The sequence below is a fragment of the Streptomyces shenzhenensis genome, from assembly GCF_021462265.1.
Taxonomy (GTDB): Bacteria; Actinomycetota; Actinomycetes; order Streptomycetales; family Streptomycetaceae; genus Streptomyces; species Streptomyces shenzhenensis.
Genome location: NZ_JAJONF010000003.1, coordinates 365,273 through 386,230, shown reverse-complemented (window position 1 = coordinate 386,230; position 20,958 = coordinate 365,273). Strand labels below are relative to the sequence as shown.

The 20,958-nt window shown below is 72.7% G+C and carries 20 protein-coding genes; 11 read left to right on the top strand and 9 right to left on the bottom strand.

Annotated features, from left to right (window positions below; translation table 11 throughout):
- Positions 1-32: 32 nt before the first annotated feature.
- The 3 genes from LQ326_RS06310 to hutU all read right to left on the bottom strand — a co-directional run bounded on the left by LQ326_RS06310 (position 33) and on the right by hutU (position 4,521).
- On the bottom strand, positions 33-1,373 hold the full coding sequence (locus tag LQ326_RS06310) for a formimidoylglutamate deiminase (RefSeq protein ID WP_234533508.1): 1,341 nt from the start codon (positions 1,371-1,373) through the stop codon (positions 33-35).
- Positions 1,370-2,692, bottom strand: coding sequence for an allantoate amidohydrolase (locus LQ326_RS06305; protein WP_268206740.1), 1,323 nt, complete (start codon positions 2,690-2,692; stop codon positions 1,370-1,372). The genes LQ326_RS06310 and LQ326_RS06305 overlap by 4 nt, the downstream gene beginning before the upstream one ends.
- A gap of 110 nt (positions 2,693-2,802) precedes the next feature.
- A complete protein-coding gene (hutU, locus tag LQ326_RS06300; RefSeq protein WP_234533505.1) occupies positions 2,803-4,521 on the bottom strand; it encodes a urocanate hydratase in 1,719 nt (572 codons plus the stop codon).
- Positions 4,522-4,685: 164 nt separating this feature from the next.
- Between hutU and LQ326_RS06295 the strand changes: the two genes are divergently transcribed.
- The 5 genes from LQ326_RS06295 (at position 4,686) to LQ326_RS06275 (ending at position 8,369) form a co-directional block, all read left to right on the top strand.
- The gene (locus LQ326_RS06295) at positions 4,686-6,068 is read left to right on the top strand and encodes a type III PLP-dependent enzyme domain-containing protein (RefSeq protein WP_234533628.1); all 1,383 of its coding nucleotides are present in this window, start codon (positions 4,686-4,688) and stop codon (positions 6,066-6,068) included.
- Positions 6,069-6,241: 173 nt separating this feature from the next.
- Positions 6,242-6,631 (top strand): hypothetical protein, encoded by a 390-nt coding sequence (locus tag LQ326_RS06290; RefSeq protein WP_234533504.1) that lies wholly within the window; start codon positions 6,242-6,244, stop codon positions 6,629-6,631.
- Entirely contained in the window at positions 6,628-7,437 is an 810-nt protein-coding gene (locus LQ326_RS06285) for a transcriptional regulator (protein WP_234533502.1), read from the top strand. Before LQ326_RS06290 ends, LQ326_RS06285 begins: the two co-directional genes overlap by 4 nt.
- A 31-nt stretch (positions 7,438-7,468) precedes the next feature.
- A complete protein-coding gene (locus LQ326_RS06280) occupies positions 7,469-7,978 on the top strand; it encodes a roadblock/LC7 domain-containing protein (RefSeq protein ID WP_234533501.1) in 510 nt (169 codons plus the stop codon).
- Positions 7,979-7,994: 16 nt separating this feature from the next.
- The gene (locus LQ326_RS06275; protein ID WP_234533499.1) at positions 7,995-8,369 is read left to right on the top strand and encodes a roadblock/LC7 domain-containing protein; all 375 of its coding nucleotides are present in this window, start codon (positions 7,995-7,997) and stop codon (positions 8,367-8,369) included.
- A gap of 7 nt (positions 8,370-8,376) precedes the next feature.
- Here LQ326_RS06275 and LQ326_RS06270 read toward each other — a convergent pair whose 3' ends face one another.
- The 3 genes from LQ326_RS06270 to LQ326_RS06260 form a co-directional block, all read right to left on the bottom strand.
- A complete protein-coding gene (locus LQ326_RS06270) occupies positions 8,377-8,979 on the bottom strand; it encodes a hypothetical protein (protein WP_234533497.1) in 603 nt (200 codons plus the stop codon).
- Between the two features lie 80 nt (positions 8,980-9,059).
- The gene (locus LQ326_RS06265) at positions 9,060-9,902 is read right to left on the bottom strand and encodes a MurR/RpiR family transcriptional regulator (RefSeq protein WP_234533495.1); all 843 of its coding nucleotides are present in this window, start codon (positions 9,900-9,902) and stop codon (positions 9,060-9,062) included.
- A complete protein-coding gene (locus LQ326_RS06260; RefSeq protein ID WP_234533493.1) occupies positions 9,899-11,407 on the bottom strand; it encodes an aromatic amino acid ammonia-lyase in 1,509 nt (502 codons plus the stop codon). Before LQ326_RS06260 ends, LQ326_RS06265 begins: the two co-directional genes overlap by 4 nt.
- Positions 11,408-12,032: 625 nt before the next feature.
- Between LQ326_RS06260 and LQ326_RS06255 the strand changes: the two genes are divergently transcribed.
- Both LQ326_RS06255 and LQ326_RS06250 read left to right on the top strand, forming a co-directional pair.
- Positions 12,033-12,656, top strand: a complete 624-nt coding sequence (locus tag LQ326_RS06255) for a carbonic anhydrase (RefSeq protein WP_234533491.1) — start codon at positions 12,033-12,035, stop codon at positions 12,654-12,656.
- A gap of 73 nt (positions 12,657-12,729) precedes the next feature.
- Positions 12,730-13,146, top strand: coding sequence for a hypothetical protein (locus LQ326_RS06250; protein ID WP_234533489.1), 417 nt, complete (start codon positions 12,730-12,732; stop codon positions 13,144-13,146).
- Between the two features lie 384 nt (positions 13,147-13,530).
- Here the strand turns inward: LQ326_RS06250 and LQ326_RS06245 are convergent, their stop codons facing one another.
- A complete protein-coding gene (locus tag LQ326_RS06245) occupies positions 13,531-14,922 on the bottom strand; it encodes a cystathionine beta-synthase (RefSeq protein ID WP_234533487.1) in 1,392 nt (463 codons plus the stop codon).
- Positions 14,923-15,282: 360 nt separating this feature from the next.
- On the opposite strand from LQ326_RS06245, the gene LQ326_RS06240 reads away from it, so the two are divergent.
- The 3 genes from LQ326_RS06240 (at position 15,283) to LQ326_RS06230 (ending at position 19,116) form a co-directional block, all read left to right on the top strand.
- On the top strand, positions 15,283-16,380 hold the full coding sequence (locus LQ326_RS06240) for an SGNH/GDSL hydrolase family protein (protein ID WP_234533485.1): 1,098 nt from the start codon (positions 15,283-15,285) through the stop codon (positions 16,378-16,380).
- A gap of 437 nt (positions 16,381-16,817) precedes the next feature.
- Complete coding sequence (locus tag LQ326_RS06235) at positions 16,818-18,038, top strand: acetyl-CoA C-acetyltransferase (protein ID WP_234533483.1); 1,221 nt, start codon at positions 16,818-16,820, stop codon at positions 18,036-18,038.
- A gap of 304 nt (positions 18,039-18,342) precedes the next feature.
- Positions 18,343-19,116: a hypothetical protein gene (locus LQ326_RS06230; RefSeq protein ID WP_234533481.1), complete on the top strand. Its 774-nt coding sequence runs from the start codon at positions 18,343-18,345 to the stop codon at positions 19,114-19,116.
- A 135-nt stretch (positions 19,117-19,251) separates the two neighbouring features.
- Here LQ326_RS06230 and LQ326_RS06225 read toward each other — a convergent pair whose 3' ends face one another.
- Complete coding sequence (locus LQ326_RS06225; protein WP_234533480.1) at positions 19,252-19,563, bottom strand: hypothetical protein; 312 nt, start codon at positions 19,561-19,563, stop codon at positions 19,252-19,254.
- Between the two features lie 137 nt (positions 19,564-19,700).
- Here LQ326_RS06225 and LQ326_RS06220 point away from each other — a divergent pair, with 137 nt between their 5' ends.
- Positions 19,701-19,931 (top strand): DUF4287 domain-containing protein, encoded by a 231-nt coding sequence (locus LQ326_RS06220; protein ID WP_181807199.1) that lies wholly within the window; start codon positions 19,701-19,703, stop codon positions 19,929-19,931.
- 83 nt (positions 19,932-20,014) lie between these two features.
- Here LQ326_RS06220 and LQ326_RS06215 read toward each other — a convergent pair whose 3' ends face one another.
- The gene (locus LQ326_RS06215) at positions 20,015-20,881 is read right to left on the bottom strand and encodes a Bax inhibitor-1/YccA family protein (RefSeq protein ID WP_234533478.1); all 867 of its coding nucleotides are present in this window, start codon (positions 20,879-20,881) and stop codon (positions 20,015-20,017) included.
- Positions 20,882-20,958 lie beyond the last annotated feature (77 nt).

Here is a 20,958-nt window from a genome sequence, read left to right as displayed (position 1 = left end):
GACCTCGTCGGAGTCCTTGAGTGGGTCGGTCGTCAGGCGCGAAGGGCTTCGACGGCCCGCGCGAGGGCCTGCGGCACATCGGGTACGAGGGTGTGCGCGCCGTCTCGTACGACGTGCCGGCCCCCGACGACCGTGTGCCGTACGTCCGCCGCGGTCGCGGCGAATACGGCCGTCTCGGCGCCGAGGCGTGGCAGCGGCCCTGCCGTTCTGACCGAGTCCAGCGCGATCGTGGTGAGGTCGGCGAACATGCCGGTCCCGATGGTGCCGGCGTCGTCCCAGCCGAGGGCGGCGTGGCCGTCGGCACTGGCGGCGCGCAGCAGGGCGGCGGCCGTCCAGTGGCCCCGGGTGCGGGTGCGCAGCCGCTCGTCGAGCTCCATCGCGCGCGCCTCTTCGAGCAGGTCGATGACGGCGTGGCTGTCGGAGCCGAGGGAGAGCGGCGAGCCCTGCTTCTGGAGTGCGACGGCGGGGCCGATGCCGTCGGCCAGGTCGCGCTCGGTGGTCGGGCACATGCAGGTGCCGGTGCCGGAGCCGCCGATCAGCGCGATGTCCTCGTCGGTGAGATGGGTGTTGTGGACGCCGGTGGTGCGCGGGCCGAGGACGCCGTGGTCGGCGAGCAGGCGGGCGGGGGTGCAGCCGTGGGCGGCCCGGCAGGCGTCGTTCTCCGCCGTCTGCTCGGACAGGTGCACATGGAGCGGGGCCCGCCGCTCGTCGGCCCACTGCGCCACGGTCGCCAACTGCCCGGCGGGCACCGCCCGTACGGAGTGGATCGCCGCCCCGATCCGTGCGTGATCCCGTTCCTTGAGAACTGCACAGCGTTCGGCCCAGGCCTCCGCGCTGCCGTCGGAGAAGCGCCGCTGATGGGCGTCGGGCGGCTCACCGAAGCCCGCGGAGAGGTAGGCGGTGTCGAGGAGGGTGATCCGGATGCCGGCGTCGGCGGCCGCCGCGATCAGCGCCTCGCCCATGGCGTTGGGGTCGGCGTACGGGGTGCCGTCGGGAGCGTGGTGGACGTAGTGGAACTCGCCGACGCAGGCGACACCCGCCAGGGCCATCTCGGCGTACACCGCGCGGGCGAGCGCGTGGTAGGTCTCCGGGGTCAGTTGGCCGGCGAAGCCGTACATCACGTCACGCCAGGTCCAGAAGGTCCCGGAGCCCACCTGGACGGTGCCGCGCAGCGCGCGGTGGAAGGCGTGCGAGTGGGCGTTCGCCAGGCCGGGGAGGGTGAGGCCGCGCAGCACCTCGGCCCCGGGCGGCGGCGCGGGCACCTCGGTGCGCACCGCCGTGATCCGGCCGCCGGCCACCTCGACGGCGACGCCCGCCTGGACGTGCGGGTCCAGCCAGGCGTACTCCAACCAGTACGTCGTCCGTGTCGTCACCCGCGGGCCAGCCCTTCCAGTACGTCGGCGAGCGCGCTCACCCCGGCCACGCAGTCGTCCTCGGCCGCGAACTCGGCCGGGGAGTGCGAGACGCCGGTGGGGTTGCGCACGAACAGCATGGCCGTCGGGACGCTCCCGGAGAGGATCCCGGCGTCGTGTCCGGCCCCGGTACCGAGGACGGGCACGGTGAGACCGGTGTCCTTGCCGAGGATCCGGCCGAGTTCGTCCCGCAGGGCGTGGTCGAACTCCACGACCGGCGTGAACGACTCGCGGACCACGTCCAGGTCGATGCCGTGCGCCTGCGCGTACTCCCGGGCCGCCTTCTCGATGCCGCCGACGACGGTGTCGAGGGTGGCCTGGTCGGCGGCGCGGGAGTCGAGCCAGCCGCGCACCAGGGAGGGGATGGCGTTGACGCCGTTCGGCTCGACGGCGATCTTGCCGAAGGTGGCGACGGCACCGGCGAGTTCGGCCTCGCGGCGGGCGGCGAGCACGGTCTCGGCGTACGACAGCATGGGGTCGTGCCGGTCCGCAAGCCGGGTGGTGCCGGCGTGGTTGGCCTCGCCCCGGAAGTCGAACCGCCAGCGGCCGTGCGGCCAGATGGCGCTGGCGATGCCGACCCGGTCGCCGGAGAGGTCCAGCGCCCGGCCCTGTTCGACATGCAGTTCGACGAAGGCACCGATGCGGGCGAGCCGCTCGGGGTCGGGGCCGATGGCGTCGGGGTCGTAGCCGGCGGCCGCCATGGCCTGCGGCAGGGTGATGCCGTCGCCGTCGGTGAGCCGGTGGGCCTGCTCGACGGTCAGGTGCCCCGCGGTCAGCCGGGACCCGACACAGGCGAGCCCGAACCGGGCGCCCTCCTCGTCTCCGAAGTTCACGATGGCGAGGGGGCGTGCGAACTCGGTCCCCCGCCGCCGGAGTTCGTCCAGCGCGGCGAAGGAGGACACGACCCCGAGGGGCCCGTCGAAGGCCCCGCCGTCCGGCACGGAGTCCAGATGCGACCCGGTGACGACAGCGTCCCCGGCATCCGGATCCCCGAGCCAGGCCCACTGGTTCCCGTTCCGGTCGACCTCGTACCTCAGCCCCCGTCCCTCGGCCTGCTCCCTGAACCAGTCCCGGCACTCGGCATCGGCTCCGGTCCAGGCGAACCGCCGATACCCGTGGGAGTCGGCGCGCCGACCGACGGGAAGCAACTCCCGCCACATGGCGTGGAAGGAGGCAGCGCTGTCGGCCGACGTGGCACCAGGCCGCGGTCCCTCGGCCCGCGCAGCCCGTACAGGCTGCGGGCCCTCGGCCCCTACAGGCTGTGGGCAGTCGTTCCGCAGGGCGGTGGGGGTCCCCCCGCTCGAACGAAGTTGAGAGTGGGGGAGGGTGGGCACAGCCGCACCCGCGCCCGGCGACGAGAGCTCGGCCCCCACCGGAGACTCGCCGCTCGTCACGCCGACTCGCCCTCACGCATCGGCACGCGCACGCCCCGCTCCTCGGCGACCGACTCCGCGATGTCGTACCCGGCGTCCACATGCCGGATGACACCCATGCCGGGGTCGTTGGTGAGAACCCGCCGGATCTTCTCCCCGCCCAGCTTCGTGCCGTCGGCGACCGTCACCTGCCCCGCGTGGATCGACCGCCCCATGCCGACCCCGCCGCCATGGTGGATGGAGACCCAGGACGCACCCGACGCCACGTTGACCATCGCGTTCAGCAGCGGCCAGTCGGCGATCGCGTCGGAGCCGTCCAGCATGGCCTCCGTCTCGCGGTAGGGAGAGGCCACGGAGCCGCAGTCGAGGTGGTCACGGCCGATCGCCAGCGGCGCGGCCAGCTCGCCGCTCGCCACCATGTCGTTGAACCGCTCGCCGGCCTTGTCCCGCTCGCCGTAGCCGAGCCAGCAGATGCGCGCGGGCAGCCCCTGGAAGTGGACCCGCTCCTCGGCCATCTTGATCCAGCGGGCGAGGGACTCGTTCTCCGGGAAGAGGTCGAGGATGGCCCGGTCGGTCTTGGCGATGTCGGCGGGGTCGCCGGACAGGGCCGCCCACCGGAAGGGGCCCTTGCCCTCGCAGAAGAGCGGGCGGATGTAGGCGGGGACGAAGCCGGGGAAGGCGAACGCCCGCTCGTATCCGGCCAGTCGCGCCTCGCCGCGGATGGAGTTGCCGTAGTCGAAGACCTCGGCGCCGGCGTCCATGAAGCCGACCATGGCCTCGACGTGCCGGGCCATGGACTCGCGGGCGCGGGTGGTGAAGCCTGCCGGGTCCTTGGCGGCCGCGTCGGCCATGTCCTCGAAGGCGACGCCGACCGGCAGGTACGACAGCGGGTCGTGGGCCGAGGTCTGGTCGGTGACGATGTCGATGGGCGCGTTCATCGCGAGCAGTTGCGGCACCAGTTCGGCCGCGTTGCCGAGGACGCCGATGGACAGCGGGCGGCGGGCGTCGCGGGCCTCGGTCGCCAGCTGGAGGGCGTGGTCGAGGCTGTCGGCCTTGACGTCGAGGTAACGGTGCTCGATGCGGCGCTCGATGGCGCGCGGGTCGCAGTCGACACAGATCGCGACGCCGTCGTTCATGGTGACCGCGAGGGGCTGGGCGCCGCCCATGCCGCCGAGGCCGGCCGTCAGGGTGATGGTCCCGGCGAGGGTGCCGCCGAACTTCTTGGCGGCGACGGCGGCGAAGGTCTCGTAGGTGCCCTGGAGGATGCCCTGGGTGCCGATGTAGATCCAGGAGCCGGCGGTCATCTGGCCGTACATGGTCAGGCCGAGGGCCTCCAGGCGGCGGAACTCCTCCCAGTTGGCCCAGTCCCCGACGAGGTTGGAGTTGGCGATGAGGACGCGCGGGGCCCACTCGTGGGTCTGCATCACGCCGACCGGGCGGCCGGACTGGACCAGCATGGTCTCGTCCTGCTTGAGGGTGCGAAGGGTGCGCACCATGGCGTCGAAGGAGCGCCAGTCGCGGGCGGCCTTGCCGGTGCCGCCGTAGACGACGAGCTTGTCGGGGTGTTCGGCGACCTCGGGGTCCAGGTTGTTCTGCAGCATCCGCAGGGCGGCTTCCTGCTGCCATCCCAGGGCGCTCAGTTCCGTACCGCGCGGCGCTCGTACTCCACCAGGGGGCGGCCCGTAGGGCCTCGTTTGAGGGTGGTGGCGGGAGACGGGCGGGAGGGGTCCTGACATGGTCTGCCTCCTGGCGGATCCGGGATCAGCGGCCGGCGAAGTATTCCTGCGGTTATTCACATCCTGGCTTGCTGAATAGAACTAGTCAATACATGGGTCCGGCAGCGCGGCCGCATCCCGGATGTTTGGCTGGACTTATGGGCCTCAAGGGTGTGGACGACGACATGTCGGGGGACGTCGTGGACGGACACGGGGACGATGAGGAGCGGGCCGGGCGGCGGGACGGCGCCGTGCGGGCGGCGGTGGAGCAGGGACTGCTGGGGCCGGACGCGCCGATCGTGGGCCTGCTGGACGTACGGGGCATCCGCGCGTCGGCCGCGGCGCTGCGCCGGGCGTTCGAGGCGGTCGCCGCGCCCGGCACCGCGATCCTGCACGCCTTCGCGGTGAAGGCGAATCCGCTGGTCCCGGTCCTGCGACTGCTGGCCGAGGCCGGCCTGGGCGCCGAGGTGGCCAGCGCGGGCGAGCTGGCGCTGGCGCGAGCGGCCGGGATGCCGGCGGAGCTGATGGTGTTCGACGCGCCCGCGAAGACCGAGGCGGAGCTGCGCGAGGCACTGGCGCTGGGCGTGGCCGTGAACGCCGACAACCCGCAGGAGCTCACCAGGATCGACGCGCTCCGGCACCCCGGCCGTACCCGATCGCCGCTCGGGATCCGGGTGAACCCACAGATCGGGGCCGGGACGATCGGGGCCACCTCCACCGCGACCGCGACCTCGAAGTTCGGGGTGGGGCTGCGGGACGAGGGGGCCCGGGAGTGGGTCGTACAGGCGTTCGCGGAGCGGCCGTGGCTGACGCGGCTGCACGCGCACGTCGGGTCGCAGGGGATCTCGCTGTCGCTGCTGGCGCGGGGCGTGGCGGAGACGTACGCGCTGGCCGAGGAGATCAACGCGCGCGCCGGACGGCGGCAGGTGGACACCCTCGACATCGGGGGCGGGCTTTCGGTCAACTTCGCCTCGGAGGCGACGGAGCCCACGTACGCGCAGTACGCGCGGCTGCTGGCCCAGGCGGTGCCGGGCCTGTTCGACGGGCGGTACGGGCTGGTGACGGAGTTCGGGCGGTCGCTGCTGGCCCGGCACGGCACGGTGGTGGCCCGGGTGGAGTACGCGAAGAGCTCCGGCGGGCGGCGGATCGCGGTGACGCACGCGGGGGTGCAGGTGGCGCCGCGGACGGTGTACGTGCCGGGGGCGTGGCCGCTCAGGATCGCCGCGTACGACGCGAAGGGGCGGCCGAAGGAGGGGGCGCCGGTGGTGCAGGACGTGGCGGGGCCGGCCTGTTTCTCGGGCGACCTGCTCGCCGAGGGGCGCGCGCTGCCGCCGCTGGACCAGGGGGACTTCGCGGCCGCGCTGGACACCGGGGCGTACTACTTCGGCACCCACTACTCCTACAACTCCCTCGCCCGGCCCGGGGTTTACGGCTTCGTGCCGGACGGTGACGGGGGCGTGGCGTTCGCCGTCGTACGGGAGCCGCAGACGGTCGCCGAGGTGGTGGCCGAATCCGGAGGGGCGCATGCCGACGCGCTCACCACCCTGCGCGCAACCGGAAGCCGTTGAGACGCCTCGGACAGCAGCGATCAACTGGTGTGAAAAGCAGTCCAGTCGACCAACACTAGTGTGCCGGACGCATGTTCCACCGGAAAATGCCAAACACCTGCTCCCCTCCCGCACACGGTGCGTAGTGTCTGCGTCACTCAACCGGAGAGCCACGCGGCAGGAGGGGAGCCACGGTGCCCGGAATCGACGAGTGCTTACTGGAAGCGATGCGCCTGCCCGGTGCCCGGGGCGCCGCGTTGGTCGACTGGACCAGCGGACTGGCCCTGGGCACGGTCGGGGAGGCGCCCGGCGGTGACCACGAGACCACCGCCGCGGAGGCCGCCGAACTGGCCCGGCTGGCCGCCGAGCACGGGGCGTTCAGCACGGCGGACGACACCGAGGTGACTCCTCCGGTGGAGGACCTGATCGTCAGCAACCGCGACAGCTATCACCTGCTGCGGTTCGTGGTCACGTCGTTCGACGCCACCGTGTTCCTGCATCTGTGGCTGGCCCGCGAGGACGGCAATCTCGCCCTCGCCCGGATCCGGCTCGGCGAGATGGCCGAGCGGCTGGTGCTGGGATGACCGTGGTCGACATACCGCCGCCGCTGCCGGTCCGGGACCGGACGGCCCTGCACGAGAGAGCGCCCGGCGCGCTCTCACCGATGCTGACACGCCTCGCCGAGGAGCGGGCCACCGGTGTCCTGGTCCGCGAGCACGGCACCCTGCACCTGGCCGAGGGCCGCGTGGTGCATGCCGAGAGCCCCCTTGCCCCCGGCCTCGACGTGCTCCTCACCGCCCGCGGCACTCTCGACGCGGCGGCCTGGCCGTGGACCGACGACATACCCGCCGCCACCCATCGGCTGCTCGTCGCCGGTCTGCTCCCGAGAGGCGCTCTGGAGCTGTGCCGGCTGGGCGCCCTGTACGACGCCGGATACTTCGCGCTGGCGCCCAGCAGCACCCCGGGCCGGTTCCGCTACGGCACCACGGCCGCCGCCGGCCCGCCGGGCGCGGTCCGCCCGCTGCGCGCGGTCCCCGTCACCGCCCTGGAGCGCGAGACCCTGCGCCGCCGCGAGTTGCTGCACCGCATCTGGCCGGACCCGTCGGCGGACGGCGCCCCGCTGATCCGCGCCGACCCCGTCGCGCCACCACCGGTCACCCCCCGGCAGCGGGCGGTCCTGGACCGGGTGGACGGCGTCCGCACGGCCCCGCAGATCGCCCGGGAGCTGGGCAGGCCGGCCTTCCACACGCTGGTGGACGTACGGCGGCTGGCGGCGGCCGGACTCCTCGTCCCGAGGAACACCGTGCCCCCGCCGCCACCGCTTCCCCCGGTCACCGACCCCGACATCGCGCTGCTGAAGAGGCTCAGGGATGCGCTGGAGGCCCTTTGAACGGCACCGCCCCGCCGAGAGGAGACAGCTGATGGCGGCAGAACCCGGCAGCTCCGGCAGAGAGGCAGTTCTGGACGAACTGCGTCGGCTGCGCACCCGGATGCCCCAGCTCACCGGCGCCCTCGCGGCCGGTGTCGACGGCCTGGTCGTCGCCCACGACTGCCCGGGCGTCGATCCGGAGGGCCTCGCCGCGCTCACCGCGGCCGAGCTCGGCGTCGCCGTCCGGGTCTCCGACGCCACCGGCAAGGGCGAACTCAAGGAGCTGCTGGTACGCGGCGAGGGCGGCTATGTCGCCACCTATGCCGCCGGCCGCAGCGCCGCGCTCACCCTGCTCGCCGAGGACCGGGTGAACGTCGGCCGGCTCCACCTGGAGGGCCGCCGGGCCGCCGCCCGGATCGGCGAGCTGGTCGACGCCGCCGAGGCCGCCGCGCAGGCCGCCGCCAAGGCCCTGCGCCCGGCCCGCAGCGCGGCCACACGGACCAGAACCACGCGCACACGCCCCAGCACCAGCGGCGAGGCGCGCACCGCAACCGACAGTTGAAAGGAACCAGAAAGTCATGGCCAACACCGAAACCGCCCTGAAAGAGTGCCTCACCTCCATCGAGGGCGCGACGGGTGTCGCGCTCGTCGACTACACCAGCGGGATGGCGCTGGGCACCATGGGCGGCAGCAAGTCCTTCGACCTGAACGTGGCCGCGGCCGGCAACACCGACGTGATCCGCGCCAAGATGCGCACCATGGAGCACCTCGGTCTCAAGGGCGAGATCGAGGACATCCTGATCACGCTCTCCAACCAGTACCACCTGATCCGGCTGCTCAAGGGCCGGGGCGGCAACGGCCTCTTCCTCTACCTGGTGCTCGACCAGTCGCGCGCCAACCTGGCGATGGCCCGGCACCAGCTGAAGAGGGTCGAGGAGGACTTGGAGGTCTGAGCGGGCCTCACACCAGCGCCGCGGTGCGGCGGCGGGCCCCGCCCGGGGCCGCGTCGCCCGCCGCGACGCCGGTGCCGCGGTAGGCCTTGACGGCCTTGCCGGCCGGGCGGCCGCCGCGCTTGTCGAGCCAGTCGACGCGCAGCCACACCAGTTGCTCGCCGGCCTTCTCCAGGCGGCCCAGCCAGGCCGCCTTCAGGCGCAGCCCGGTACCGGTCCCGGCGAGCAGCATGCCGCCCGCCGCGGGCAGCGCGAAGGAGCTGCCGAGGGCGGCGGCGAACGCCAGCAGCAGCCACCAGCGGTGTCCCCGGCGCCAGTTCCGCACGGTCACCGCCCGGTCCTGGAGGACGTCGTGCTTGCCGGCCCGGGCCGCGCCGCGCGCCAGCGCGGTGTACCTCTTGCGGCGGGTGAGCGCCACGGCGGCGGCGCCGACGACGAACAGCGCGGCCCCGGCCAGCACGCCGATCCGCCGCCCGGTGATCCCGGGGGGCAGCACGCCGACGCCCGCCGCGAACACCCCGGACCACCACAACGGCGCGGCCCCGGCCCGTACGACCACGGCCACCCGGGCAAGTCCCTGCCCTCCTCGTGTCCCTCGTCCCGCACGTGCCATGTCCGCAGCCTCCCCGCCGCTCTCGGTCCAGTCCGTACGGCGGAACGCTAACCAGCGAACGTGAGACGAGTCTTAAAGCCCTACTCGACGAAGAGACCGCGTGCCGCCGCCCGTGTGTCGAACTCCTCCAGGCGGGCCTGCGCGTCCGGCAGGCCGTCGCACATCGCCTCCAGGAGCACCCGGCCGAGCAGCATCGGCGCACAGGCCGTGTCGAAGGCGAGCCCGGTGCCGACGGCGGCCGGCAGCAGCAGGTCGGAGACCTTGGCGACGGGCGCGAAGGCGGAGTCGGCGACGGTCACGACGGTCAGCCCGGCCTCCCTGGCGTAGCCCAGGGTGTCCACGACCTCGCGCGGATGCCGGGGCAGCGCGAAGCACAGCAGTGCCGAGGCGCCGGCGAGGACGGCGGCGTCCACCCGGTCGTGGATCATCGTGCCGCCCTCGTTGAGCAGCCGTACGTCCGGGTGCACCTTGGCGGCGAAGTAGGCGAAGCCGTAGGCCTGGGAGGCGGCGGCGCGCAGGCCGAGGACCGGGAGCGGCCGGGAGGCGGCCAACAGCCGGCCGGCCTGCTGCACCGGGCGCGGGTCGGCGAGTATCTCGGCGAGGTGCCGGAGGTTCTCGATCTCGGCCTCGACGGCCTGCTGGTACTCGTTGTACGACCCGGAGCCGGGCGCGTGTTCGGCGGGGACCACCTCGCGCAGGTGCTTGCGCAGCGCCGGGTAGCCGTCGAAGCCGAGGGCGACCGCGAAGCGGGTGACGGAGGGCTGGCTGACCCCGGCCAGTTCGGCCAGCTCCACGCTGGACAGGAAGGGCACGTCGCCGGCGCGCCGCACCATGCTGTGCGCGATGCGCCGCTGGGTCGGCGTGAGCCGGTGCCCCTCGAAGAGCGCCTGCAACCGAGTCGCAGGGCTGTCGGTCACGTTCATGACGTGCTCCCCCTCCAGATGTCCGTGAACCGGTCGAGCAGCCCGGCCGCCGCGGTGACGTCGTCCGTGAGCGGCCGGTCGGCCGGGTCCGCCTCCAGCGCCGCCTCGGCGAGCTCCAGTGCCCGCCCGGCCCCGAGCCCGGGGTCGGGACGCAGCTCGCGCTGGCGCAGTGCCCGTACGGCGGCGACGAGTTCGCAGCCGACCACCAGACGGTACGCGCGGCAGGCGCGCAGCGTTTGACGGGCGGCGAGCGAGGCGAAACTGGCCTGTTCCTCGACGCCTCGGGAGAGTACAGCGTGCCCCAGGGAGGCGGGCGCGGAGAAGGCGCGCAGGTCGCCGAGGGCGGCGCCGGCGGCGTACTCCAGGATCATCACGCCGGAGGAGGCGGGTTCATGGTCGGCGAGGAAGGGGCGCAGCCGGGTGTAGGCGGGTTCGTTGAGGGTGGAGAGCCGGGAGGTGGACAGGCGCGCAACCTGCGTGACGGCGAGCCGGAAGTGGTCCAGGGCGAGCGCGAGTTGGGCCTCGTAGAAGCCGCCATGGTGGTAGGCGGCCAGGTCCTCGGGGGAGATGAGGGGGTTCTCGGCGGCCGCGTTGATCTCGATCGCCAGTACGCCCTCCAGGGCGTCGGCCGCGTCGTGGGCCGGGCCGTGGATCTGGGGCAGGCAGCGGAAGCCGTAGGGGTCCTGGATCCGGCCGAGCGGCGGGGTCGGCCGGTCGGCGGCGCCGATCAGCTCCCGCATCCGCCGGGCGACCTCGACGCTGCCCCGGTGCGGACGGGCCGCGTGCACGGGCGCCGCGAACGCCTCGTGGGAGCCGTCGACGGCGAGCAGTGACAGGGCCGCCACCACCTGGGTGGCCTCGATCAGCCCGCGCAGCTCGTGCAGGGCGAGCGCCGACTGGCCGAGGGTGAGGGCGTTGCTGCTGATGAGGGCGAGGGCGTCGTTGTTGTCCAGCGGCTGGGGTTCCGGCGCGCCGATGCCCCGCCAGGGGTGCTCCCCCGCCAGCGCGAGGCCTGTCTGCGCCAGCGCCGCGATGTCCCCGGTGCCGACCGAGCCGAACTCGTTGACGACCGGGTACGCGCCCGACTCCAGCGCCTCGCACAGCGCCGTCACGACACTGGGCCTCAGGCCCGCGCCGCCCGCCAGCAGCTGGTTGGCCCGTACCGCGAGCATCGCGCGCACCTGCCGGGCGGGCAGTTCCTCGCCGATCGCCCCGGCGTGGCTGCGCAGCAGCCGCAGTCCGTGACCGGCGGCCGCCTCGGTGGGCACGTCCTCGTTCCGGTTGGCGCCGACGCCGGTGGAGCGGCCGTAGACGCGGCCGGTCGCGGCGATCCGCCGGGCGGCGTTCCAGGACTCCTCCGCGCGGCGCATCGCCTCGGTGCCCGGGACCGGGCGGGCGGTGCCGTCGGCGAGGCGTACGACGTCCCCGACGCCCATGCCGACGCCGTCGAGGACCACCAGGCCGGAATGATCAATTCCGGGAGCGTCCACGGTACGAGACGACATCGTGCCCAACCTTGCCTTCCGGTCACCTGTCGACCGGCGCCAGGCCGGCCGGCAGGCTATTCACATACCGAGAACTCTGCATGACGTCATACAGCCGGGCAAGAGACTTCCGGTGATCCGGTGCAACCGGTGGACCACCCGCCGCGGGTGCACACCCGCGAGTCACCGGTGTCCGCGGCGTGAGATACGGGCACGTCGCTGTGGGAGATGGCCCGCACGGCGATCGCGGCCACCGCGCCGACGCTCAGCCGCGGCAACGTCTGGACGCCGCCGGCGGCTCCCCCGTTCCCGCGGCAGCCGGGCGCACGGACACCAGCAGCGGGAGACCGCGCCCAGCCGCCCGGCGGGCCACGGGAGGACCGCCCGGTGAACGTCCGTCCGAACAGCAGCCGCTCCGCCTGATCCCGGCGGACCTGCCCGTACACGTGTGCCGCGCCTTCCGGACGACCGGGCCGCCCCGCACCGACCAGGCGCGGGGCGGCGGACGTTCCGGTCGGCGGCGGCCGCCGCGATCGGTATCGCACGGGCGATGATCCGGCCAAGAGCCGTTAAACCAACACTGAACGTAACCGTTCCGACGCGTACAGTAATGAGATCCATCAGCGCCAGCACCTGAGGAAGCGTCATGGTCCGCAACCCCCCGGCCCTTCCGACGGCCACCGCCGTCGGCGCGCCGGCCGTAGCCCTCCCGTCGGCGGCCGTCGTCCCCGCCTCGGCGAGCGCGGCCCTCGACGAACTGCTCCAAGGCAACCGGCGGTACGCCACCGGCCGCTCCCGCCCGCGCCGGCCCGCCGCACCGAGCCCGCTCGCGGCGGTGCTCGGCTGCGTGGACTCCCCAGCCGCCCCGGAACTGGTCTTCGACCAGAGCCTCGGCGACCTGCTGAGCATGCGGACGGCAGGCCAGGTGCTGGACGAGGCGGTCCTCGGTTCCCTCCAGTACGGCGTACAGGAACTGCGCGTCCCGCTCGTCGTCGTCCTCGGCCACGACGGCTGCGCGGCCGTCGCCGCCACCCTCGCCCGGCTGCGCACCGGCGCGCCCGTCCCCGGTCACCTGGAACTCCTCGCCGACCAGATCGCGCCGGCCGCCCTGCGCACCAGGTCGCTGCCCGGCGACTGGGCCGAGCACACCATGCGGGCCCAGACGGTGTGGGCGCGGGACGCGATCCGCGCGGACTGCGGGTTCGCGGGGGCGTCGGTGATGGCGGCCCGGTTCGACTCCGGCAGCCAACTGGTGTCGCTGCTGCCCTGAGGGCGGACCCCCTCCCGGATGCGGGGGATTTCCCCAGTGCGGCCGGGGGCCCTGGGTCCCTAGCGTGAGCACCATGGCGGACGCGCGAGACACCGACCTGAAGAAGGAACTCGACGCCACCCTGCACGCCCGCAGGGAGCTCGGGCCCGAGTACGAGTCGGAACTGGCCGACTCCTTCCTGGAGAAGATCGACCAGCGCATCGACGGCGCGGTCGAGCGCCGGCTGCGCAGGACCCTCGCCGAGCAGCAGATGCAGGTGGCCCGCGGGACGCGGGGCGCCAGGAGCGGCACCGACTCGTGGGGCGAGCGCTTCGGCTTCGGGATCGTCTCGCTGGTCCTGGCGATACCGCTGTCGGCGATCGGCGGCGCCCTGGCGCATCTGCCGGGTCTGCTGGTCACGTGGTTCGGCGTCGTGGGGGTCAACGTGGCCCAGGCCGTCCGCCTCAACCCCGGCATGTTCCTCCGGCGCGACCGTGGCCATGAGGACTGACCGGGGCCGGAGCCGGACCGGGTCGCACAGGAGGGCCGGCCGACGCCGGCAACAGCCGCGAAAGGTTGTGCGCGGGGACCGCCGCACCCCCTAGAAGGGGGGCGGGACGACGGCGGTCCCCGCGAGGGACGCGGACCGGGTCAGGGCCGGGTCTCACGTCCGGGCGTCCATGGAGGTCCGGGAGCCGCTCCGGAGGTCCTTGGACGTTCGGTGCCGGCCGGGGCGGGGAGCCGCTCCCGCCCTGCCGACGCCCACTAATCTGCCGGACCCGTGTTAAGCGTGTGCTGCGCGCACGTGACACGCTCGTACCACTTCCGCGAAGTCCACCACTCGGACGCGGAACAGCAAGTTCCGCTGTGTCACGGGCCGTTCACCGGACGTTCGCTACTGCTTGCCGCCCTTGGCGAGAAAGGCCAGCAGGTCCTGCCGGCTGATCACACCGGTGGGCTTGCCCTCGACGAGGACGATCGCGGCGTCGGCCGCGCCCAGCACCGACATCAGGTCCGCGACCGGCTCACCGGAGCCGACCTGGGGCAGCGGGGCGCACATGTGCTTCTCCAGCGGGTCCTCCAGGGAGGCCCGCTTGCTGAACAGCGCGTCGAGCAGTTCGCGTTCGACGACCGAGCCGACGACCTCGGCGGCCATCACGTCCGGGTGACCGGCGCCCGGCTTGACGACGGGCATCTGCGAGACGCCGTACTCGCGCAGCACCTCGATGGCCTGCCCGACGGTTTCGTCCGGGTGCATGTGGACGAGGGAGGGGATGGAGCCGCCGGCCTTGTCGCTGAGCACGTCGCCGACGCGGGCGCTCGGGCCCTCGTCCTCCAGGAAGCCGTAGTCGGCCATCCACTCGTCGTTGAAGATCTTGCTCAGGTACCCGCGGCCGCTGTCCGGCAGCAGGACCACCACGACGTCGTCCGGGCCGAGCCGCTCGGCCACCCGCAGCGCCGCGACGACGGCCATCCCGCAGGAGCCGCCGACCAGCAGCCCCTCCTCCTTGGCCAGCCGGCGGGTCATCTGGAAGGAGTCCTTGTCCGACACGGCGATGATCTCGTCCGCGACGGTCCGGTCATAGGCGGTCGGCCAGAAGTCCTCGCCCACCCCCTCGACGAGGTACGGCCGCCCCGATCCGCCGGAGTACACGGACCCCTCGGGGTCGGCGCCGATCACCTGGACGCGCCCGTCACTGACGTCCTTCAGATACCGGCCGGTGCCGGAGATGGTCCCCCCGGTCCCCACCCCCGCCACGAAATGGGTGATCTTCCCCTCCGTCTGCTCCCAGAGTTCGGGGCCGGTCGAGTGATAGTGCGAAAGCGGGTTGTTGGGGTTGGAGTACTGGTCCGGCTTCCAGGCATCGGGCGTCTCGCGGACCAGCCGGTCGGAGACGTTGTAGTACGAGTCCGGGTGCTCCGGGTCGACCGCGGTCGGGCAGACCACGACCTCGGCGCCGTACGCCCGCAGCACGTTGATCTTGTCGGTGCTCACCTTGTCGGGGCACACGAAGATGCACTTGTACCCCTTCTGCTGGGCCACGATCGCCAGCCCCACCCCGGTGTTCCCGCTGGTCGGCTCGACGATGGTGCCGCCCGGCCGGAGCTCCCCGCTCTTCTCGGCGGCCTCGATCATCCGCAGCGCGATGCGGTCCTTCACGGAGCCGCCCGGGTTGAAGTACTCGACCTTGGCGAGCACGGTGGCCTGGATGCCCTGGGTGACGCTGTTGAGTCTCACCAGCGGGGTGTTGCCGACGAGGCTGATCATCGAGTCGTGGTATCGCACCGTTGTCTCCGGTTGCTTGCAAAAAGATGTGGTCCTAGTGGTGCCGCCAGCCTAGGGCCTGACCGGCGGATCAGGTCGCAGGAAGGTAACGGCACTCATCAGCGCAGGTGAGCGGGGTGACGGGGTGCCTCCCGTGCGGGCCCGTGCGAGCGTGGGGGAAGCGTGCGGCCGCGAGGCGGAGGCGCGGGCCGACGCCGTGGGGCCCGCCCGGGCGGGTGCGCGCCGCACTCCGCGTCCGCGGACGGGTCCGCCGGACAGGCTCTGAGGCCCGCGTCGGAGGTTCACTCCCCGTTGAGATTGGCGCACGGGCGGTACGGGGCAAGGAGTGGATGAGCGGCAACGAGGAGGTGGCGGCGGCGCATGACGAACATGTCGAGGGCACGGGTGGCCCGGCGGATCGCGGCCGGGGCGGCGTACGGCGGCGGCGGGGTCGGGCTGGTCGGCGCGGCCGCGGTGGGCCTGGTGCTGGCCGAGGTGCGGATGGCCAGGACGGCGGTGCACAACGGCAACAGCGGCGGCCGGGTGCCGACGGCGGACGGCCGTTATGGGTGGGGGTCCCCCCACTCGAGCGAAGCCGAGAGTGGGGGAGGGTACGGCGCCGGCGCCTTGGGTGAGCCGCCCATCCGCCTGACGATACTCGGCGACTCCACGGCGGCCGGGCAGGGTGTGCACCGGGCCGCCCAGACGCCGGGCGCGCTGCTGGCATCGGGGCTCGCGGCGGTGGCCGAACGCCCGGTCGAGCTGAGCAACGTGGCGCTGCCCGGCGCCCAGTCGGACGACCTGGACCGTCAGGTGTCGCTGGTCCTGGGCACGGCCTCGCCGGTCCCCGACGTCTGCGTGATCATGATCGGCGCGAACGACGTCACGCATCGCATGCCGCCGACCCGCTCGGTCCGGCACCTCTCCTCGGCGGTGCGCCGGCTGCGCACGGCGGGCGCGGAGGTGGTGGTCGGCACCTGTCCCGACCTGGGCACGATCGAGCCGGTACGACAGCCGCTGCGCTGGCTGGCCCGGCGGGCGTCCCGGCAGCTGGCGGCCGCCCAGACGATCGGCACGGTGGAACAGGGCGGCCGCACGGTGTCGCTGGGCGACCTGCTGGGCCCGGAGTTCGCGGCCAACCCCCGCGAGCTGTTCGGCCCCGACAACTACCACCCCTCGGCGGAGGGCTACGCCACAGCGGCGATGGCGGTGCTGCCGACGGTCTGCGCCGCCCTCGGCCTGTGGCCGGAGGAGGAACGCCCCGACGTCACCCGCCGCGAGGGCTTCCTGCCGGTCGCCCGGGCCGCGGCGGAGGCGGCGGCCGAGGCCGGCACGGAGGTCACGGCGGCGATGCCGACGGGGCCGCGGGGACCGTGGGCCCTGCTGAAACGCCGCCGGCGCCGGCAAGTGGAGCCGCCCGCCGCCCCACCCGACCCGGCTTCCGAGGAGGCGAGGTCGAGGGCCGGGACGACCGAGTAGGGGCGCGGGGCGGGGGGGGCGCGCTCACCGGGCGCCGGCAGTGTGCCTCCCCCGGAGGGGGTGCCCCCAGCGCCCACCCTCCCCCACTCTCGGCCTCGCTCGAGCGGGGGGACCCCCATCGCCCCGCGGCACGCCTGTCCGTGGCTGAGCAGCCGGAAAGGAGCGGCTGGGCAGCGCCCCATAAGGGGCGCGGGGCTGTTCGACGGGCGGCTCCGCCGCGTGGGTGCGACCGGCCCCCACCGGCCCGCGGCCGAGAGAGTGGCAAAGCAAGCGCTTAGAAAGTGCGGCCAGTGTCACACTCCGACACCGGTGACCGATGACATACGTACGGGTAACTTCCCAATCACCCCTGCCAGTCCCCCGCATGCCCACCCGTCGCCCGACCGCCACCCCTCAACGAGGCGCTACGCGCCGCCCCTCACCTCTATGGAGCCGTGATGCCCGAAGCCGTCATCGTTTCGACCGCCCGTTCCCCGATCGGCCGCGCCGTCAAGGGCTCCCTGAAGGATCTGCGCCCCGACGACCTCGCCGCGACGATCATCCAGGCCGCCCTCGCCAAGGTCCCCGAGCTGGACCCGAAGGACATCGACGACCTGATGCTCGGCTGCGGTCTGCCCGGCGGCGAGCAGGGCTACAACCTCGGCCGTATCGTCGCCGTGCAGATGGGCATGGACCACCTGCCCGGCTGCACCATCACCCGGTACTGCTCCTCGTCGCTCCAGACCAGCCGCATGGCCCTGCACGCCATCAAGGCCGGTGAGGGCGACGTCTTCATCTCGGCCGGTGTCGAGATGGTCTCCCGCTTCGCCAAGGGCAGCTCGGACGGCCTGCCGGACACCATGAACCCGATCTTCGCCGAGGCCCAGGCCCGTACCGCCGCGACCGCCGCGTCGACCGGCTCCACCTGGCACGACCCGCGCGAGGACGGCCTGCTCCCCGACCCCTACATCGCGATGGGCCAGACCGCCGAGAACCTGGCCCGCATCAAGAGCGTCACCCGTCAGGACATGGACGAGTTCGGCGTCCGCTCCCAGAACCTCGCCGAGGAAGCCATCAAGAACGGCTTCTGGGAGCGCGAGATCACCCCCGTCACCCTCCCCGACGGCACGGTCGTCAGCAAGGACGACGGCCCGCGCGCCGGCGTCACCCTGGAGGGCGTCGCGGGCCTGAAGCCGGTCTTCCGCCCCGACGGCATGGTCACCGCCGGCAACTGCTGCCCGCTGAACGACGGCGCCGCCGCGGTCGTCATCATGTCCGACACCAAGGCGCGCGAGCTCGGCCTCACCCCGCTCGCCCGCATCGTGTCGACCGGCGTCTCCGGCCTCTCCCCCGAGATCATGGGCCTCGGCCCGGTCGAGGCGAGCAAGCAGGCCCTGGGCCGCGCCGGTCTCACCATCGGCGACATCGACCTGGTCGAGATCAACGAGGCGTTCGCCGCCCAGGTGATCCCCTCCTACCGCGACCTGGGCATCCCGCTGGAGAAGCTGAACGTGAACGGCGGCGCCATCGCCGTCGGCCACCCCTTCGGCATGACCGGCGCCCGCATCACCGGCACGCTCATCAACTCCCTCCAGTTCCACGACAAGCAGTTCGGCCTGGAGACGATGTGCGTCGGCGGCGGCCAGGGCATGGCGATGGTCATCGAGCGCCTCAGCTGACCCCCACCGCACCACCCCCGGTCATCCCTGAGTGACCGTCACGGAACCCACCGTGACACCACGGCCCGGTGTTCGAGAAAACCCCGAACACCGGGCCGATTTGTGATCCAATCTCCCCCAGGATGTGACCTATCTCCCTCCCGGGAGGTATCACCGCAGGTCAGCATGGCTGTGCAAGCAAACCCCAGAGCCGAAGTCCTGTCCGTTTTGTGACGTTACGCACTGACAGCTTGATAGTCCACCCTTCAAGCTGATGTAGGAAGTCGGGGGTCGACTTTGAACCGGGAGTACGTCAGTGAGCGCCATGCCGATCGCTTTGCTGCTCACCACGGCCGCCACGGGCGCCGTGGGCGTCGCTGTCCTGCGCACCGTTCTGAAGCTGCGCCGTCAGGTCGCCGAGCTGCACACCCAGCTCGCCCAGAACCAGGCCGCGACCCTGCGCGCGCTCATGCCGGCGGCCCGCAGCCACGCGGACGCCGAGGAGATACGCGCCGCGGTGGCGGAGGCGCTGGCCGAGGAGCGGGAGCGGGAGCTCGCCGAGGCACGGGCCTTCTGGGCCGCGCAGGAGGCGCGTGACGTCTCCGACGCGCCGTCGCTGCTGTGGCTGGCGGACGGCGAGCCGTTCCTGCCCCGGCAGACGGACTTCGTGGGTCTGGAGCCGGTCGCCGAGCCGGCGGCGGAGACGGACGAGTTCACCGGGGAGTCGCCGGAACTGGCGGCCGCTCGCCGGCGGCACCCGTCCCACCCCGACTTCGTGCCGGTGCAGTCGCCGGTGGTGAACGACCACGAGCGTACGGTCGCGGCGCTGGAGCAGCTGGCCGAGTCCCAGGTCGGACTCTCCGACGTCCGCCCCGGGCCGCTGGGCACGCTGGACGTCTACGTCTTCGCCGACGGCACGACCCTGTGCATGACGCCGGGGCACCGCGAGACGGCGGAACGGCTGGCCGCCGCGCTGGCCGCCGGGGAGACGCCGTACCTGCTGGGCGGGTCGGGGATCTCCGGCGCGTACACGCTGACGTTCGCCTGCGGAGAAGAGAACGTGTACATCCTGGCGGACAGGGTCATAGCGTCGCTCTGAGGTTCTGAGGTTGCGTTGTCGGGTGCGGATGCGTCGTGGCTGGTCGCGCAGTTCCCCGCGCCCCTTCTTTTGCTTTTAGGGGCGCGGGGAACTGCGCGAGAAGCCCCACACACCCGCACCCGACAACGCACGGCCTCACACCCCCGCCCTCTTCTGCGCCTCCTCCACCAACCGCACCGCGTCCCCCACCTCGGCCTCGTTCTTCAGCACCACCGCCAAGTCGTTCCCGGCCACGGTGATCTGGTCGGCCACCGCGAACATCCCCGCGTCCGGCATCTCCCGGCTCGCGGTGCCCGGCTCCTCCACCGCCTGTGCCCACCGGGCCAACTCCCTCGCCAGCCCCAGCGCCTCCGCGGCGGCCCCCCGCTGCAACCGGCTCTGCGGTGCCGCCCTCAGCTTGTCGGCGAAATGCTCCACTGCACGGGTAAGAGGCGTCGTATCAACCACGCCGCGAGCGTAACGCCTCCCGCCGGCTCTCCCGGCAGGACCCGGCTGTCCTGTCAGGACTGTTGCCAACACGCCAACACTCAGGCACGGTGACGTGAAGGACCGGCTACAACGCCCTTTGCGCACCGGAGGCGCCGATGTCCCAAGTCTTCTCCGAAGAGACCCATCGCAACATGCTCGCCCGCATCCCGCACTGCACCGGTCGTGAGGTGTCCGACTGGCTGCGCACCGTCGACGAAGGCCCGGCCCTCTTCCGCTTCGAGGAAAAGGTCAGCTGGCTCCGCCACGAATACGACCTCGCTTACGGCCACGCGAAGGCCTTGATCCACGAGTACGACCTGAGGAGGGCCGCGCGCAAACTTCTCTAGGCGCGCACACACGGACGACGAAGGGCCCCGGGGCGGTGACCCCGGGGCCCTTCTCGGCTCACGTGTGGGAGCTCGCCGTCGCGCTAGTCGTTGCTGCTGAAGATCGCCACCAGGCGCAGCATCTCGACGTAGATCCACACCAGCGTCAGGGTGAGACCGAACGCGGCCAGCCAGGCCTCGTTCTTCGGGGCGCCGTAGGCGATGCCGTCCTCGATCTGCTTGAAGTCGAGGGTCAGGAAGAACGCGCCGAGCAGGATCGCGATGATGCCGACGATCGCGCCGAGCGGGCCGAAGCTGCGCAGTCCGCCGTTGTCGGCGACGCCGAACGCGACCAGCAGCAGGTTGACCGCCATGACCAGGACGAAGGCGATGGCGATGGACATGCCGATGCGGGCGTAGCGGGCGGTGACGCGGATCCAGCCGGCCTTGTAGACCAGCAGGGTCGCGGCCGTGACCGCCATGGTGCCGAGCACCGCCTGGAACGGCGCGCCGCTCCACTGGCTGTTGTACATCTCGCTGATGACGCCGAGGAAGACGCCCTCGAAGGCGGCGTATCCCAGGATCAGCGCGGGCACCGGGGTGCGCTTGAAGCTCTGGATCAGGGCGAGGACCATCGCCACGATCGCCGAGCCGAACGCCAGGCCGAAGCTGGTGCTGGAGATCGGGAGCAGGGCCCAGGCGAGAACCGCGCCGACGGCGACCGTGCCGAGCGTCATCGCGGAGCGCGTGACGACGTCGTCCATGGTCATCCGGCCGGTGGTGGCCGGGGCCTGCGGCGGGGCGCCCTGCTGGAGGTCCTGCTGGGCGTAGGGGTTGTTCGCGTACGGGTTGCCGCTCTGGGCGTACGGGTTGCCCTGTGCGTACCCGGCCTGCGGCGCGGTGTTGAAGCCCGCGTAGCCGTTGTCGCGGCTGAACCCCCGTCGCGAGAAGACCGGGTTGCTGCTCCTCATTTCACTCCTCCATGGCCACGCTGCGCGGCCTTGGCGTCAAGAGTAACGGATTGGCAAAGGATTGACCCTACTACCTG

Coding starts and splice junctions, on each gene's coding strand:
- hutU (WP_234533505.1), bottom strand. CDS start 4,521: ATGTCAGGACCCCTCCCGCCCGTCTCCCGCCACCACCCTCAAACGAGG.
- LQ326_RS06295 (WP_234533628.1), top strand. CDS start 4,686: ATGTCGGGGGACGTCGTGGACGGACACGGGGACGATGAGGAGCGGGCC.
- LQ326_RS06285 (WP_234533502.1), top strand. CDS start 6,628: ATGACCGTGGTCGACATACCGCCGCCGCTGCCGGTCCGGGACCGGACG.
- LQ326_RS06280 (WP_234533501.1), top strand. CDS start 7,469: ATGGCGGCAGAACCCGGCAGCTCCGGCAGAGAGGCAGTTCTGGACGAA.
- LQ326_RS06275 (WP_234533499.1), top strand. CDS start 7,995: ATGGCCAACACCGAAACCGCCCTGAAAGAGTGCCTCACCTCCATCGAG.
- LQ326_RS06270 (WP_234533497.1), bottom strand. CDS start 8,979: ATGGCACGTGCGGGACGAGGGACACGAGGAGGGCAGGGACTTGCCCGG.
- LQ326_RS06265 (WP_234533495.1), bottom strand. CDS start 9,902: ATGAACGTGACCGACAGCCCTGCGACTCGGTTGCAGGCGCTCTTCGAG.
- LQ326_RS06260 (WP_234533493.1), bottom strand. CDS start 11,407: ATGTCGTCTCGTACCGTGGACGCTCCCGGAATTGATCATTCCGGCCTG.
- LQ326_RS06255 (WP_234533491.1), top strand. CDS start 12,033: ATGGTCCGCAACCCCCCGGCCCTTCCGACGGCCACCGCCGTCGGCGCG.
- LQ326_RS06250 (WP_234533489.1), top strand. CDS start 12,730: ATGGCGGACGCGCGAGACACCGACCTGAAGAAGGAACTCGACGCCACC.
- LQ326_RS06240 (WP_234533485.1), top strand. CDS start 15,283: ATGACGAACATGTCGAGGGCACGGGTGGCCCGGCGGATCGCGGCCGGG.
- LQ326_RS06235 (WP_234533483.1), top strand. CDS start 16,818: ATGCCCGAAGCCGTCATCGTTTCGACCGCCCGTTCCCCGATCGGCCGC.
- LQ326_RS06230 (WP_234533481.1), top strand. CDS start 18,343: ATGCCGATCGCTTTGCTGCTCACCACGGCCGCCACGGGCGCCGTGGGC.
- LQ326_RS06220 (WP_181807199.1), top strand. CDS start 19,701: ATGTCCCAAGTCTTCTCCGAAGAGACCCATCGCAACATGCTCGCCCGC.
- LQ326_RS06215 (WP_234533478.1), bottom strand. CDS start 20,881: ATGAGGAGCAGCAACCCGGTCTTCTCGCGACGGGGGTTCAGCCGCGAC.